The sequence below is a fragment of the Cloacibacterium sp. TD35 genome (genome assembly GCF_028864635.1).
GTDB lineage: Bacteria > Bacteroidota > Bacteroidia > Flavobacteriales > Weeksellaceae > Cloacibacterium.
On the sequence record NZ_CP104850.1, the window covers coordinates 1,951,038 to 1,966,252 of the forward strand.

General features: G+C 33.5%; 14 protein-coding genes. 5 read left to right on the top strand and 9 right to left on the bottom strand.

Annotation, left to right across the window (positions count from 1 at the left end):
* The first annotated feature begins 16 nt into the window (after positions 1-16).
* From truB to rluF, 3 genes are read left to right on the top strand one after another with little or no spacing between them, the layout of a single operon-like run.
* A complete protein-coding gene (gene truB / locus N7277_RS08990; RefSeq protein ID WP_274779231.1) occupies positions 17-715 on the top strand; it encodes a tRNA pseudouridine(55) synthase TruB in 699 nt (232 codons plus the stop codon).
* Positions 716-717: 2 nt separating this feature from the next.
* Positions 718-1,272 (top strand): hypothetical protein, encoded by a 555-nt coding sequence (locus N7277_RS08995; RefSeq protein ID WP_274779232.1) that lies wholly within the window; start codon positions 718-720, stop codon positions 1,270-1,272.
* Positions 1,273-1,286: 14 nt separating this feature from the next.
* Positions 1,287-2,006, top strand: coding sequence for a 23S rRNA pseudouridine(2604) synthase RluF (gene rluF / locus N7277_RS09000; protein ID WP_274779233.1), 720 nt, complete (start codon positions 1,287-1,289; stop codon positions 2,004-2,006).
* Positions 2,007-2,702: 696 nt separating this feature from the next.
* Here the strand turns inward: rluF and N7277_RS09005 are convergent.
* Both N7277_RS09005 and N7277_RS09010 read right to left on the bottom strand, forming a co-directional pair.
* Complete coding sequence (locus N7277_RS09005; protein ID WP_274779234.1) at positions 2,703-3,077, bottom strand: DUF779 domain-containing protein; 375 nt, start codon at positions 3,075-3,077, stop codon at positions 2,703-2,705.
* 76 nt (positions 3,078-3,153) lie between these two features.
* Positions 3,154-4,659 carry an aldehyde dehydrogenase family protein gene (locus N7277_RS09010; protein WP_274779235.1) on the bottom strand — a complete coding sequence of 502 codons (1,506 nt, stop codon included), beginning with the start codon at positions 4,657-4,659 and terminating at the stop codon, positions 3,154-3,156.
* Positions 4,660-4,855: 196 nt separating this feature from the next.
* Here N7277_RS09010 and N7277_RS09015 point away from each other — a divergent pair, with 196 nt between their 5' ends.
* Positions 4,856-5,800 carry an AraC family transcriptional regulator gene (locus tag N7277_RS09015; RefSeq protein ID WP_274779236.1) on the top strand — a complete coding sequence of 315 codons (945 nt, stop codon included), beginning with the start codon at positions 4,856-4,858 and terminating at the stop codon, positions 5,798-5,800.
* A 63-nt stretch (positions 5,801-5,863) separates the two neighbouring features.
* Here N7277_RS09015 and N7277_RS09020 read toward each other — a convergent pair whose 3' ends face one another.
* The 7 genes from N7277_RS09020 to N7277_RS09050 form a co-directional block, all read right to left on the bottom strand.
* Positions 5,864-7,639 (bottom strand): acyl-CoA dehydrogenase family protein, encoded by a 1,776-nt coding sequence (locus N7277_RS09020; protein WP_274779237.1) that lies wholly within the window; start codon positions 7,637-7,639, stop codon positions 5,864-5,866.
* Positions 7,640-7,660: 21 nt separating this feature from the next.
* Positions 7,661-8,842, bottom strand: coding sequence for a thiolase family protein (locus tag N7277_RS09025; protein ID WP_274779238.1), 1,182 nt, complete (start codon positions 8,840-8,842; stop codon positions 7,661-7,663).
* A gap of 21 nt (positions 8,843-8,863) precedes the next feature.
* On the bottom strand, positions 8,864-11,257 hold the full coding sequence (locus tag N7277_RS09030) for a 3-hydroxyacyl-CoA dehydrogenase/enoyl-CoA hydratase family protein (RefSeq protein ID WP_274779239.1): 2,394 nt from the start codon (positions 11,255-11,257) through the stop codon (positions 8,864-8,866).
* A 13-nt stretch (positions 11,258-11,270) separates the two neighbouring features.
* Entirely contained in the window at positions 11,271-11,723 is a 453-nt protein-coding gene (locus tag N7277_RS09035; RefSeq protein WP_274779240.1) for a MarR family winged helix-turn-helix transcriptional regulator, read from the bottom strand.
* A gap of 165 nt (positions 11,724-11,888) precedes the next feature.
* Positions 11,889-12,812 carry an ABC transporter ATP-binding protein gene (locus N7277_RS09040; RefSeq protein ID WP_274779241.1) on the bottom strand — a complete coding sequence of 308 codons (924 nt, stop codon included), beginning with the start codon at positions 12,810-12,812 and terminating at the stop codon, positions 11,889-11,891.
* 1 nt (position 12,813) lies between these two features.
* The gene (locus N7277_RS09045) at positions 12,814-13,785 is read right to left on the bottom strand and encodes an iron ABC transporter permease (RefSeq protein ID WP_274779242.1); all 972 of its coding nucleotides are present in this window, start codon (positions 13,783-13,785) and stop codon (positions 12,814-12,816) included.
* A gap of 105 nt (positions 13,786-13,890) precedes the next feature.
* A complete protein-coding gene (locus N7277_RS09050; RefSeq protein WP_274779243.1) occupies positions 13,891-14,445 on the bottom strand; it encodes a TlpA family protein disulfide reductase in 555 nt (184 codons plus the stop codon).
* A 180-nt stretch (positions 14,446-14,625) separates the two neighbouring features.
* Between N7277_RS09050 and N7277_RS09055 the strand changes: the two genes are divergently transcribed.
* Entirely contained in the window at positions 14,626-15,198 is a 573-nt protein-coding gene (locus N7277_RS09055; RefSeq protein WP_446715140.1) for a SanA/YdcF family protein, read from the top strand.
* The last annotated feature ends 17 nt before the right edge of the window (positions 15,199-15,215 follow it).

The following is a 15,215-nucleotide window of genomic DNA, read 5'->3' on the forward strand; positions in this document are numbered from 1 at the left end:
TTTTATACTTTTTACTTTGAACGCAGAAGATTTCTTAAACGGACAAATACTTTTGGTGGACAAACCTTTGGATTGGACCAGTTTTCAGGCTGTTAATAAATTGAAGTACAAACTCAAAAGGGAGTTCAATCTTCCTAAAAAATTTAAAATAGGCCATGCTGGAACGCTTGATCCTAGAGCAACTGGCTTATTGATTGTTTGCACCGGAAAATTCACCAAGAAAATTCCAGAAATTCAAGATGCGCCAAAAGAATACATCGCCGAAATAAAAATTGGCGTACAAACAGAATCCTACGACACCGAAAAACCAGAAATTCTACCTACTGATTATTCACACATTACAGAAGATTTCATCAAAGAAATATTATCAACATTTGTAGGAGAAATTGAGCAAAAACCACCTGTTTTTTCAGCCATAAAAATAGATGGAAACCGTGCTTATGATTTAGCAAGAGCGGGTCAAGAAGTAGAAATGAAATCTAGAAAAACAACCATTCATTATCTCAACAACATCGAAATTCATCTTCCTTTTGTCACTTTTACCGTAGGTTGTAGCAAAGGAACTTACATCAGAAGTTTGGCGCATGATATTGGTCAAAGTTTAGGAGTTGGCGCTTATCTTACTCAACTCAGAAGAACCAAAATAGGAGAGTACCATGTAGAAAATGCTCATGCAGAAATTTTAGAAAATGAGTTTAGATTTGAAAATTTCTAACCATGAAAAACTATTACTTTTTATTCATTTTTATTAGTTTTTTAGGATATTCTCAAAAAGGCAGAAATCTTAATCAAGGAATTTATTGGAGTACCGATGGACAAGTTGCCTATGGATTGGCAAAAGCAGTTGCAGACATCGTCAATGAAGATAACAATGTAGATTTTAATGCCAATGCTGGAATCACTTCTGTTATTGGTTTTCAACCGATTCATAGAATAGGTTTAGGCGCTGGTTTTCGATACAATTACATTTATGACAATATCCATAATTTGTACTTTTTGGTTCAGTCAAAAATTTATTTAGACAATACCTCAGATTCTGGATATATCTATCTTAATGCAGGATTTGCCCTTACTAAAAGTGATGTAAGAAAAGCCAGAGTATATACTTTAGGCATTGGTGACCAAAACCCAATCAATGTGAGAATGAATTATTATTACTCCTTTTTTCTGGAAAATCATAGCATGAATTTCGGAGATGGACTGAAAAGTAATTTTTATATTGGGTTAAATCTTGGAATTACTTTTCACTCCAATAAAGTGAGAGAAGAATAAAAAAATTAAAATTTGTGGAAACGCGTATTAATAAATATTTATCAGAAGTAGGTTTTTGTTCGAGAAGAGAAGCTGATAAGCTTTTGGAACAAGGCAGAATTACCATCAATGGCAAAAAGCCAGAATTAGGAACTAAAGTTTCTGATGCTGATGAAATTTGCGTAGATGGCAAAAACATCAAAAAAACAGAAGAAAAACACGTTTATATCGCCTTTAACAAACCCATCGGAATTGTTTGTACTACAGATACCAAACGTGAGAAAAATAATATTGTAGATTACATTAATCACCCAAAAAGAATTTTCCCCATCGGTAGACTTGATAAACCTAGTGAAGGATTGATTTTATTGACTTCTGACGGTGATATTGTGAATAAAATTTTACGTGCCAGAAACAACCACGAAAAAGAATACATTGTACGTGTAGACAAACCGATTACACCCAAATTTCTAGAAAAAATGCGCAATGGTGTTCCGATTTTAGACACCGTAACCAAAAAATGCGAAGTAGAACAAATAGATACTTTGCAATTTAGAATTGTACTTACCCAAGGTTTAAACCGCCAAATTCGTAGAATGTGCGAATATCTAGGCTATGAAGTAAAAAAACTGAAGCGTATTAGAATTATGAACATCAAACTGGATTTACCTATAGGAAAATGGAGAGATTTAACCGATGATGAAATGGCTCAACTGGCTCAACTTCTCCAAGATTCTAGTAAAACGGTGGATTAAATTCATCAGAATTTCTCACAAAAAAAAGACTGATGGCAAAACTTCTTTGCTTTTCTTAAAGCATTGTCGTTTCTGTCATCAGTCCAGAAACATTGCCTCTGCAACCTTTATTGCTTCAACTCCCGAAAAATGTTTAACTGCATCTTTTTAAATTCTATCCGCAGATATTTCTAAAAATTTTGCCATTTTTCATTAAAACATATTCCATTGCTCGAGCAATTTGATCAACTTGAATTTGGATTAAATTATTTTCTTATCAAACACTTTCGTATTCTTCTGGAAAACACCATAGTCTAAGTTGACTGTTTAAGTCTTGCTTTGAAGATTCAAAATCTTTTTTACCTTTTCACTTCAAAATCGTTGTGAGACCATCTTGAAAATTACTCAAATAAATTAAACCCTGTTTCTTTTTTCGGTTTCTAAATCAAGTATGAAGAAACTCCACAACTCTCATTTTTCTACCTAAAAGTTTGACTTGTTTGTTGATGTAAAGGTAATACAGAAATTTACTTTTTATAGACTATTTTGCTTTCTCTTTATTCACTTTTAGATATGATTTATGCACAATCATTTTCCTATAAAAGTCTTTATTGATGAGGCTTTATAATTTTATTCACAGAATGAGCATTTAGGAAGCCTCATAAAAATGTATTAGTTTTTGATTTTCAACAGGTTGAAAAGTTCTAAATTACCAGATTATTCCATTCTTTTTACAGGCTCTAAATCTCTTAATTCTTCTTCAGTAAAAAGTCTGTAAATAATTTTAAAGGTTTTTCCTAACGGTGTCTCTAGAGAAAAACCACCTGGTCCAAAACCGTCTGTAACATCTAGCGTAAAATGAGAAAATTTCCAGTATTCAAATAAATCTCTATCGATCCAAAATTCAAAACCATCTACCAAACCAATCATGGCATCATTGGTTCTTACGTAGAAACCTCCTTTTTCAAAACATTGAGGCTGGGTTCCTTCGCAGCAACCCCCAGCTTGGTAAAACATTAAATCACCGTGTTTTTCTTTTAGCGTTTTAATGACTTCCAACGCTTTTTCTGTTACGTCTAATCTTTTTACCATTGATTTAATTTTTTTATAAAATTAAAAAAAGGAATGCTGATGAACAACATTCCTTCAAGTTTAAAACACAAGTTAACTAGAAAAATCCTAGTTTATTTTTGTTATAGGAAATCAACATATTTTTTGATTGTCTGTAATGATCAAGCATCATTTTGTGATTTTCTCTACCAATACCAGATTGTTTGTAACCACCAAAAGGTGCACCAGCTGGATATGCGTGATATTGGTTCACCCAAACTCTACCAGCTTTTATCGCTCTTGGCACTCTGTATAATTCATGTGCATCTCTGGTCCAAACTCCTGCTCCTAAACCATACATGGTATCATTCGCAATTTCTATCGCTTCTTCTGTAGATTTAAAAGTAGTTACTGCTAAAACTGGCCCGAAAATCTCTTCTTGGAAGATTCTCATCTTGTTGTGCCCTTTGAAAATGGTTGGCTGAATGTAATATCCACCTTCTAAATCTCCACCCAAATGATTTACTTCTCCACCGCAAAGCAATTCTGCACCTTCTTCTTTGCCTAATTTGATGTAAGAAAGGATTTTATCTTTCTGAATTTGTGAAGCTTGAGCTCCCATCATTACGGTTGGGTCAAGAGGATTTCCTGTTTTGATGGCTTTTGTTCTTTCTACCACTCTTTCTAAGAATTTATCAGCAATAGATTCATGAACCAATAATCTAGAAGGACAAGTACAGATTTCACCTTGATTTAAAGCAAATAATACCGCTCCTTCAACCGTTTTGTCTAAAAATTCATCATCTGCATCCATCACAGAAGGGAAAAATACATTTGGTGATTTACCTCCTAATTCTAAAGTCACTGGAATAATATTTTCTGTAGCGTATTGCATTACCATTCTACCCGTAGCTGTAGAACCTGTAAACGCTGCTTTTGCCACTTTTGGATTGGTCACTAAAGTTCTTCCTAACTCAGCGCCGAAACCATTGACAATGTTTATAACACCTGCAGGAAGTAAATCTTCAATTAATTCCATTAAAACCATAATAGAAACAGGGGTGCTTTCTGCTGGCTTAAGCACTACACAGTTTCCAGCAGCAAGAGCAGGAGCCAGTTTCCAAACTGCCATTAGAATAGGGAAGTTCCAAGGAATAATTTGTGCAATTACACCAATGGGTTCGTGTACAATGATAGAAACGGTATCCTTGTCTAATTCAGAAATAGAACCTTCTTCTGCTCTAATAACACTTGCAAAATATCTGAAATGGTCTACGGCCAAAGGTAAATCTGCAGCCATCGTTTCTCTAATGGCTTTACCATTATCTACTGTTTCTACTGCTGCTAAATATGGCAAGTTTTCTTCAATTCTATCTGCAATTTTATTCAAAATAATACTTCTTTGAGTAGCAGAAGTTTCGCTCCATGTCTTGAAAGCTTCAGAAGCAGCATCTACAGCCATTTCTATGTCTTGTTTCGCAGAATGCGCTGCTTTAGCCATTAATTTACCATCAAGTGGTGAAAGCACTTCGAAATACTGTCCTGTAGAAGGAGCAGTCCATTTTCCATTAATGTAATTGTCGTATTTTTCTTTTAAAACCGGACGATTGATTTGTGTTGACATAATTTGTTGAATTTTTTAATTTTCAGCCAAATTATCTTAAACATGACAAATGTCATGGTAAAATCGTCTCAAATGATAGTATAATAGTGTTTTTGAAATATGGGTAATAATACTTTAATACAAATCTTGTTTGATTAAAAAAATATCATATATTTAGCCATATTGATTATTTTATCAAAAATATCATTCATGTTATATGATACAAGAAGACAAACATTTGCTCTACACGCCTGAATTAACGGGGCATGAGCATTTACAGAACACCATAGAAAACAAAACTACTTTTACCTTAAATAATTGTGAATTTTCTCTGTATGAAACGCACAAGAAGACAGAAGATGTTAAACTAAAGTTTAATGATTTGACTTTTACAGCGATGTTACGAGGGAAAAAGCACATGAAATTGGAAAATAAATCTGAGTATTTTGATTATTTTCCTGGTGAAACGGTTTTAGTTTCTCCAGGCGAAACGATGGTCATCGATTTTCCAGAGGCAGACGAAACTCCTTCGCAGTGTATTGCATTAAGTTTCAGTCCAGATTTTGTTGAAGAATCTTTACATTATCTCAATACCAAATTGATGAAAGTAGACGAAAGCACTTGCTGGAGAATTTCTAGTGAAGAATTTTATCTGTTCAACAGTTTACCGCTGGCTTCTGCAACTAATAATCTCATGAGAATTGCCATGGAAGATAATATGAATAAGGATATTATGGCAGATTTGGCGCTGAAAGAATTGTTGGTAAGACTCATGCAAACTCAAGCAGGAAAACTAATTGAAAACGATTACAAAACACTGAAAACATCAAACAGATTGGCTTTTATCATAGACTATATCAAAAACAATCTTCATCAAAAATTAAGTATCGAACATTTGGCAAAATTGGCTTTCGTAAGTAAATCTAATTTCTTTAAACTCTTTAAATATGAACTCGGAACATCACCAAATGAATATATTCTTCAGCAAAGAATAAAACGTGCCAAAGAACTCCTCAAAGAAAACCAAAGCATCAAAGAAGTAGCTTTTGCGACTGGTTTTTCTGACACCAATCACCTCATCAAAACCTTTAAAACTTTTGAAGGTATTACTCCGAAAAATTATCAACGAAATTTATTTTCAGAATATAAAATCGTTTCTTAAATAAACAAAAAGCCGCTTCAAAAATTTGAAGCGGCTTTTTTATAGCTATTGAATTAACAAATTTTAGTAAGAATTTTTCTCTACAAAATGCTTAGCAATTTTCTCAGTTAACGCGATTACGTTTGGCTGGTTGGTGTATTTTGTAAATCTTCTTAAACCAGAAAGCATCATTCTTTGCTCATCTCCATCAGCGAAAGAAATAATTCCTTCTTTAGCAGCTGTAATTACAGCTTCTACCGCTTTGTAAAGGTTTAATTGAGCCATTGAAGCTTCTATAGAATCTGGACCGAAGTTTTTCTCAACTCTTAAAATAGCAGATTCAGCCATGTAAATTTGGTTTAAAATTTCTGAAGCATTGATTAACAAGTGTTGTTGTTTTTCAATCTCCATCATAAATTTCTTAAGAGCAGCACCAGAAACCATTAAGAATACTTTCTTAAGATTAGCGATAATTGCTTTTTCTTCTGACATAAATTCTGAATAGTCAGGAGTTTCGAAAGAAGGAATACCCATTAATTCTTTACCAACTGCCATTGCAGGAGACATTAAATCAATTTCGCCTTTGAAAGCTCTCTTAATCAACATTCCTACAGAAAGAAGTCTGTTGATTTCGTTAGTACCTTCATAAATTCTAGAAATTCTAGCATCTCTCCAAGCTGCTTCCATTGGTGTATCTTCAGAGAATCCCATTCCACCGAAGATTTGAATTCCTTCATCTGTAGCTTTTTGAGCGATGTCTGAAACATAAACTTTAAGAATAGAACATTCTACTGCGAATTCTTCTACACCTTTTAATTCAGCTTCTTGATGGTTCATACCACCAGCAACTAAAGCATCTATTTTATCTTGAATATCTTGAGCCGCTCTGTAAGAACCAGCTTCTGAAACGAAAGTAGCAGTAGCCATTTCCGCTAATTTTTTTCTAATTGCTCCGAAAGTAGAAATTGGCGTATTGAACTGTTTTCTTTCGTTGGCATAATTTACTGAAAGGTTGAAAACTCTTCTCTGTGCATCTAAACAAGCAGCAGCCAATTTAATTCTACCAACATTCAATGCATTTAAAGCAATTTTGAAACCATTGTTTCTTTCGCCAAGAAGACATTCTACAGGAACTTTCATATCATTGAAGAAAACCTGACGAGTAGAAGAAGCTCTAATTCCTAACTTATGCTCTTCTTCGCCGAAAGTAAGGCTTTCAGGATTTTCTAGTTCGCTTCTGTTTACTACGAAACCAGTGATATTTTTATCATCATCGATTTTAGCAAAGAATGTGAATGTATCTGCGAAACCTGCGTTAGAAATCCACATTTTTTGTCCATTGATGATATAATGTTTACCGTCTTCAGACAATTTAGCTCTTGTTTTTCCAGAGTTTGCATCAGAACCAGCATCTGGCTCAGTAAGACAGTATGCTCCAAATTTAGTTCCAGCTGCTAAATCTGGTAAATATTTTTGTTTTTGTTCTTCAGTTCCGTACAATAGGATAGGAAGAGTACCAATACCTGTGTGCGCGCCATAAGCAGTTGCTAATGAACCAGTTGCACCAGATAGGTAATCACAAGCAATCATAGTAGATACAAAACCTAAACCAAGACCTCCGTAATTTTCAGGAACTGCGATTCCTAAGAATCCCATTTCACCGATTTGTTTCATACATTCTTCTGTGAAACCGTAGTCTTTTTTCTCGAATCTTTCTTTGTTAGGAACTACAACTTTGTCAATAAATTCTTTTGCAGAGTCGCGAAGCATTTTTTGTTCCTCAGAAAAATCTTCCATAGTGAAGATATTCTTAGCTTCTATTTCTTTTATTAGGAATTCTCCTCCTTTTAATGTGCTCATTTTATATATTAATTTTTTATTTTACAATAGTTCAATTACAGAAGCTGCGCCTTGTCCTGTTCCTACACACATAGAAACCATTCCGTATTTCACACCTCTTAATTTCATTTCGTCAAGAAGCTGAACGGTCAATTTAGTTCCTGTACAACCTAGAGGGTGACCAAGAGCGATTGCTCCACCATTTACATTTAAAATTTCTGGGTTTAAATCCAATTCTTTTTTAATTGCAACTGACTGAGAAGCAAAGGCTTCATTCAATTCAATTAAACCAATATCTTGAAGAGAAAGCCCTGCTTGTTTTAACGCTTTTGGAATGGCGTAGATTGGGCCAACTCCCATAATTCTTGGCTCTAAACCAACAGCTGCATAAGAAACTAATCTTGCAATTGGCTCAAGGTTTAATTCTTTTACCATTTCTTCTGACATTACTACTACGAAAGCAGCACCATCAGACATTTGAGAAGAGTTTCCTGCGGTAACAGAACCTCCAGCTGCAAAAACTGGTCTTAATTTTGCCAAACCTTCAACAGAAGTATCAGCTCTAGGACCTTCATCTACAGAGAAATCAAATTTTTTGGTTTGAACTTTTTGGTTTTCGTCTAAGAAGTTATATTCTACAGGAATTGGAACGATGCTTTTTGCAAACTTTCCTTCAGCAATTGCTTTCAAAGCTTTTTGATGAGATTCAAAAGCAAATTGGTCTTGTTCTTCTCTTGTAATTTTATATTGCTTAGCAACTTCTTCTGCAGTGTAACCCATTCCCCAATAATAATCTGGGTGAGATTTTGCATAATGACTTTCTGGAACTGGTTTATAACCACCCATTGGAATGAAAGACATACTTTCTGCACCTCCTGCAATAATACAATCTGCCATTCCTGCCTGAATTTTTGCAGATGCAATCGCAATTGCTTCAGAACCAGATGCACAATATCTGTTTACGGTAACTCCTGGAACTTTATCAGTATTTAATCCCATTAAAGAAATCAAACGAGCAACGTTTAAGCCTTGTTCTGCTTCTGGCATTGCATTTCCTACGATTAAATCGTCGATTCTATCTTTATCTAGCTGAGGCAAATCTGCCATCAATTTTTCTATAACCTTTGCAGCCATTACATCTGGTCTGGTAAATCTTAAACTTCCTTTCGGAGCTTTACCCACCGCTGTTCTGTAACCTGCTACTATATATGCTGTTTTTGACATTTTTCTTAAAATTTTTAAAAATTAATTTCTTAGCGGTTTACCTTTTTGTAACATATACTGAATTCTCTCAAGTGTTTTTCTTTCACCACATAATTGTAAGAAAGCTTCTCTCTCAAGATTCAATAGATATTGTTCTGTAACAACTGTTGGTTCAGAAAGATTACCACCTACCATTACATATGCTAATTTATCTGCAATTTTCTTGTCGTGTTCAGAAATGTAATTTCCTGTTAACATTTGGTCAGTTCCTACATAGAACATACCTAATGCACCTTGACCAAGAACTTTTACTTTTTGTTGAATTGGTTGAGTATAACCTTGTTCTGCCATTAATTTAGCTACTTTTTTAGCTTCAGCAATTTGACGGTTTTTGTTTACTACCACGATGTCTTTATGATTTTGAAGAATACCCATATCATAAGCTTCGTGAGCAGAAGTTGCTACTTTACCCATTGCAATATTCATGAACGCTTCACGCATTCTGTTGTTTTTCACGTCATCAGCTGCGAATTCTTTAGAAGTTCTCAAAGCGAATTCTTTCGTTCCGCCACCTCCAGGAATTACACCAACTCCAGTTTCTACTAGACCAATGTAAGTTTCTGCAGCAGCAACTACTTTATCAGCATGCATGGTCATTTCGCAACCACCACCTAGAGTTAATCCGTGAGGCGCAACCACAACAGGAACAGAAGAATAGCGAACTCTCATCATCGATTTTTGGAAGTAAGCAATTGCCATGTTCAGATCATCCCAATCTTGCTCAATTGCCATCATCAGAATCATCGCTAAATTTGCACCAACAGAGAAATTAGCACCTTGATTTCCGATTACTAAACCGTCGTATTCTTTTTCTGCTAAGTCGATAGCTCTGTTTAAACCATCTAGAACTTCACCACCCAAAGAATTCATTTTTGAACGAATTTCAAAATTGATGATTCCATCTCCTAAATCTTGGATTGCAGAACCAGAATTGCTCCACAATGTTTTGTTTTTTCTAATATTATCAAGAATAATGAAAGCTTCTTGACCAGGAATATTATTGTAATTTCCAGAATTTTTGTCGAAGAAAATGCTTTGACCTTCTTCATTTACTTTGTAGAAAGATTCTACTGATTTTACCCATTCTGAAACAGTGAAACCAGCTTCTGTAGCCAATTCAATTCCTTTTTGAACACCTACAGCATCCCAAATTTCGAAAGGACCATTTTCCCAACCGAAACCAGCTTTCATCGCATCGTCTACTTTGTAAAGCTCGTCAGAAATTTCAGGAATTTTGTGAGAAACATAAGCGAAGAGAGCTCCCAGAGATTTTCTGTATAATTCTCCTGCTTTGTCTTTTCCACCAATTAAAACTTTGAATCTGTCAATTGGTTTATCTATATTTTTAGTGAGTTCAAGCGTTGCAAAATTTGCTTTTCCTTGATTTTCGTATTGATAAGAATCTAAATTAAGACCGTGAATTTCTGATTTCCCTGCTTCATTTTTCACTTTTTTGTAGAAACCTTGTTCCGTTTTAGAACCTAACCATTTGTTTTCCATCATCATATTGATGTAATCTGGAAGGACAAAAGTTCCTTTGAATTGTTCATCTTCTACACCAGAAGCGTGAACTCCGTTTGCTACGTGAACCAAAGTATCTAAACCTACCACGTCTGCAGTTCTGAAAGTTGCAGATTTTGGTCTACCAATTACTGGACCTGTTAATTTATCTACTTCAGTTACATTAAGACCAATAGATTTTACATTGTGAAGTAAATTCATCATAGAAAAAACTCCAATTCTGTTTGCGATGAACGCTGGGGTATCTTTTGCTAAAACAGTAGTTTTTCCTAAGAATTTAGCGCCATATTCCATGTAGAATTTCACGATTTCAGCATCGGTATCATTGGTAGGAATAATTTCTAAAAGAGGTAAATATCTTACTGGATTAAAGAAGTGTGTTCCTGCAAAATATTTTTTGAAATCATCACTTCTTCCTTCTGCCAACATATTAATTGGAATACCAGAAGTATTAGAAGACACCAAAGTTCCAGGTTTACGGAATTGTTCGATTTTTTCGTAAACAGATTTTTTAATGTCTAATCTTTCTACTACCACCTCGATAATCCAATCTGTATTTTTGATTTTTTGCAAATCGTCATCAAAATTTCCTACAGAAATTCTTTCCGCAAACTCTTTTTTATAAAGTAGAGCAGGGCTGGCTTTTACTAATTTAGCCAAACTTTCTGTAGCAATTCTGTTTCGTACTGCTTTGTCTTCTTTGGTAAGACCTTTTTTCTGTTCAGCTTCTGTTAATTCAAACGGAACGATATCAAGAAGGAGAACTTCTACGCCAATGTTTGCAAAGTGCGCAGCAATTCCGCTTCCCATAATTCCTGAACCAAGAACTGTAACGTGTTTAATTCGTCTTTTCATTATAAATATAGGTTTATTTTTTATTGTTCATATCATTAGCAATTTTCAAAATATCTCCCATGACTTCTTTGAAAACAGCAAATTTCTCTGGGTCTATTTTTTCTAACACTTTTTTATTAAATCCTACAACCACCTCTTTTGAAAGGTTTCTAGATTTAAGTCCTTTGTCTGTAAGTTTAATAATTACTTCTCTTTTATCAGAAGTTGTTTTTTCTTTGTAGATATAACCATTATCTTCTAAAAGCTTAATTATTCTAGTCAAAGAAGTGGGCTCAATAGCCATTTTAGGACCAAGATTGGTACTTCTTGTTCCTTCTTTAGGATCGATTTTAAGTAGTGTTAAAGCTTGTACAGCAGTAGAATTATGCATAGAAGCTTGTTCGGAGTACATTTTACTGACTGTCAACCAAACTGATTTAAGCATTAAGTCTACATTTTCTACTTTCTCTTTAGTCTTAGTTTCCATTTTTAAAAAATGTTATGCGTGCATAGCAAATATAAAAAAAATACTATGCGTGCATAGTAATTTTTGTTACAAACTGATAACTAACTGATAATGTGACAATTATTTATTATGTAAAGAATAAGAGAAAGAAAATGAAAATGAAGAATTTTAAACGAAAAACACTGATTATAAGCAATTTCTAATTGATAACAGTATTTCGTCAATAGATTGACAAGAAAACCTATTATTTTGGTGAAAAATCTCCCAAAATGCACCCTGAAATTCTATTTTAAAACCAGAAAGGTCTCTTTTAAAGTTTTTTTGCAAAGCAGAATACAACATTTCTTTTTCTAAAAAAGGTGCAGTAATTTCAGGAGAAACAAAATCTTCATTGATGGTAAAAAGTCGAGGATTGGTCAATAAATCATTCTTCAAGAGAATGTCTTCTGCCAAACCTTCTTGAAGATTTTGGTCATTAATAAACCAAATTTTATCAGCAAATTCTTTAGCCAATCGCCAATCATGAGAAGAAAATAGAATAATCTTATTGTGATTTTTCGCTAAGTCTCTCAGCAGTTTTAAGATGATAATTTTATTCTCTTCATCTAAATGAGTTGTAGGTTCATCTAAGATAATCATCGGGGAATTCTGAGCTAAAGCTCTTCCAATAAAGGCCTTCTGAAGATTACCGTCTGACAATTTCTGTAACTGAATATTTCTATATTCTTCTAGTTTTAGCTGAAAAATAATGCTGTTAACATGTTCTAAATCTTCATTTTCTAACTGATAATAAAAAGGCAAATGAATGAATTTTCCAAGGGAAATTAAATCTTCTGTGGTGTAGTTCGCAGGAATTTGAGATTTTGCAAAAACCACTGCTATTTGTTCAGCAATTTCTTTATCAGTAAGTTTCTCAATATTTTTTTGATGTATCAAAATCTCACCATTCAAAGTAGAAATCTGATGAAGAATACTTTTAATCAGTGTGGTTTTGCCAACACCATTATTACCAATTAGCAAACATACATCACCGTAATCCAATGATGCATTAACCACGGAAATAAGAGGTTTTTGGTAACCGATTGTTGTATTTTTTATTTGTAAAAACATATTATTTTTTCTTCAAAATCATCATCAGAATAACTGGAACTCCGAACAAACTGGTAATGACATTAATTGGGAATTGGGAAATCTCTGAAATAATAGAGAAAAACTCCATAATAAAAACTCCCAAAATCATATTCAAAATCCACTGTTGCCACAATTTCGCAGGCGAATAAATCATTCTGCTAAAATGAGGAACTACTATTCCTATAAACAAAATAGGCCCTAAAAAAGCAGTAACAGAAGCAGAAAGTAGGGAAGAAGCTATGATAACAAAATATTTCAGCTGCTCTAAATTTACACCTAAACTTTTAGCATATTGATTTCCTAAACTATTCCCGATGAGCGGTTTTATGCTTTTGAAACTTAAAAACAGACCAACTAATACTACAATTAACAGCACCCAAAGTTGATTTCTTGTCACCTGATTATTTGCGCCAAAACTCCATAAAATATAGTTTTTTAAACTTTGGTTTTCTGCATATAACTGTAGAATAGAAATTACTGCTCCGGCTAAAGCAGAAACCAAGAAACCGAAAATAATCAGATATGATTTATCTTGAAATTTTTTAGAAAAAACCAATAAAATGGTCATTAAAAGTAGGCTTCCAAGAATTGCAGAAATACTAATAAAACCATTTTGCAAAAACTCTGGTAAGATAAAATCTTGAGAAAAAAAGATGTAAAAAGCAACACTTAAACTGGCGACAGAAGTAATACCAAGAACCGAAGGTCCCGCTAATGGATTTTGAAAATATTCTTGTAAAAGAAATCCAGAAGTAGGAATAGAAACTCCTGCTAAAAACATTGCTAAAACACGATTAATTCTGAGTTCTGCAATTTGTGAGTTCTGAGCATTAGCGTCAACAAAATCTGCTAAACCTAGTTTTATAAAGCCTATATTTAAATTGATGAGAATCGTAATCACCACCAATGAAAATAGGAAAATAAGAATGGTTTTGAAGGTTTTATTGTTCACAGATTTTATTTAAAAACTTCACAAATTTAACTGAAAAAATATTGCAAAAAAAATTCCCGCAGATTTTATAAATATCTACGGGAAATTTTTAATATATATATCGATTTATTTAAAAGAATTCAGTTTTGCATCTAAATCTTCTTTGCTCATCATTCCAACTGTTTCTATTTCTTTATCGCCTTTTTTAATCACGGTAAAAGGAATAGAGCCACCATCCCAAGTCTTAGTAATGGTAGTAAAATAATCTGGTGCAATCATAGAAGCATCAAAAAGAACTACATTTTTTCTGATATCATATTCATCTGCAAAATCACTTACTGCAGTGTTCCAATCTTCTTTAGCATCTACACTTACAAAAGTAAATTTCACTGGTTTTCCTTTTAATTCTTCCATTTTTTCTTTGAAATGCGGAATCTCTTTCATACAAGGTCCACACCATGTTGCAAAAAAATTGGTTACATAAATGGTATCATTTTTTTGTGGTGCAACCATTGCTTTTAATTGCTCTTGACTCACTTCAGGCAAAGCATTTGCAGGAGTTACAGCTGAGCTGTCTACTTTTTCAGTGGTTGTTTCTTCTATCAGCTGGTCTGGAGCTTCATTCTTTTTACAAGAAAATAGTGCGGTTAATATAAGTGTGGAAAAGATTAATTTTTTCATAAATATTAATTGTTTATTTTTGTTATGGAATTGATTATTGAGTCGATTTTACAAATATAATAAAATCAAAATGCTTCTTTTGATATATTTGTTACAAACGAATTGAGAATTATTTTATTGAGAATTATTTTAAACATATTTAAAAAATTTTTCTTGTTGATAGAACTAGGATTTTTGCTGATGTTATTGGCAAACTTCTGGGTGTTTTCTCTCACCGAAGGAAGAACGTATACTAAAATTTCAAAAATTCCGCCAAGAGAAGTAGCATTGGTTTTAGGAACTTCTCCAAAAACGATGGCAGGAAATGCCAATCCTTATTTTATTTCTAGAATGGATGCTACTGCGCTGCTTTATCATCATGGAAAAATCAAAAAAATCATTGTAAGTGGCGAAAAGAGTGAAGGGTATAATGAACCAAAAGCCATGAAAAATTTCTTAATTTACCAAGGTGGAGTTCCCGAAAACATCATTCTAGAAGACCCAAAAGGTTTTAATACTCGCGAAAGCATTCTCAGATGCAAAAATGAATACAAACAAAAAAACGTAATCATTGTTTCACAAGGATTTCATAACCTTAGAGCTTTATTTTTTGCAAGAAACATTGGTATGAACGCATTAGGATTTGATGCCCAAGATGTTACTAAATATCAGAGTTATTACAGAAATCACCTTAGAGAATTTCTTGCAAGAGTACAAGCTGTAGTGTATTATATTTTCGGGATTTCAAATGAAGAAGAACATCTGAAAAAATAGAGTTTCAGACCAAAAAA

Excerpts from the sequence above, each read along its gene's own strand:
- N7277_RS08995 (WP_274779232.1), top strand. The coding sequence starts at position 718 with ATGAAAAACTATTACTTTTTATTCATTTTTATTAGTTTTTTAGGATAT.
- N7277_RS09035 (WP_274779240.1), bottom strand. The coding sequence starts at position 11,723 with ATGGAAACTAAGACTAAAGAGAAAGTAGAAAATGTAGACTTAATGCTT.
- N7277_RS09030 (WP_274779239.1), bottom strand. The coding sequence starts at position 11,257 with ATGAAAAGACGAATTAAACACGTTACAGTTCTTGGTTCAGGAATTATG.
- N7277_RS09015 (WP_274779236.1), top strand. The coding sequence starts at position 4,856 with ATGATACAAGAAGACAAACATTTGCTCTACACGCCTGAATTAACGGGG.
- N7277_RS09010 (WP_274779235.1), bottom strand. The coding sequence starts at position 4,659 with ATGTCAACACAAATCAATCGTCCGGTTTTAAAAGAAAAATACGACAAT.
- N7277_RS09055 (WP_446715140.1), top strand. The coding sequence starts at position 14,626 with ATGTTATTGGCAAACTTCTGGGTGTTTTCTCTCACCGAAGGAAGAACG.
- N7277_RS09005 (WP_274779234.1), bottom strand. The coding sequence starts at position 3,077 with ATGGTAAAAAGATTAGACGTAACAGAAAAAGCGTTGGAAGTCATTAAA.
- N7277_RS09050 (WP_274779243.1), bottom strand. The coding sequence starts at position 14,445 with ATGAAAAAATTAATCTTTTCCACACTTATATTAACCGCACTATTTTCT.
- N7277_RS09020 (WP_274779237.1), bottom strand. The coding sequence starts at position 7,639 with ATGAGCACATTAAAAGGAGGAGAATTCCTAATAAAAGAAATAGAAGCT.
- N7277_RS09025 (WP_274779238.1), bottom strand. The coding sequence starts at position 8,842 with ATGTCAAAAACAGCATATATAGTAGCAGGTTACAGAACAGCGGTGGGT.
- N7277_RS09040 (WP_274779241.1), bottom strand. The coding sequence starts at position 12,812 with ATGTTTTTACAAATAAAAAATACAACAATCGGTTACCAAAAACCTCTT.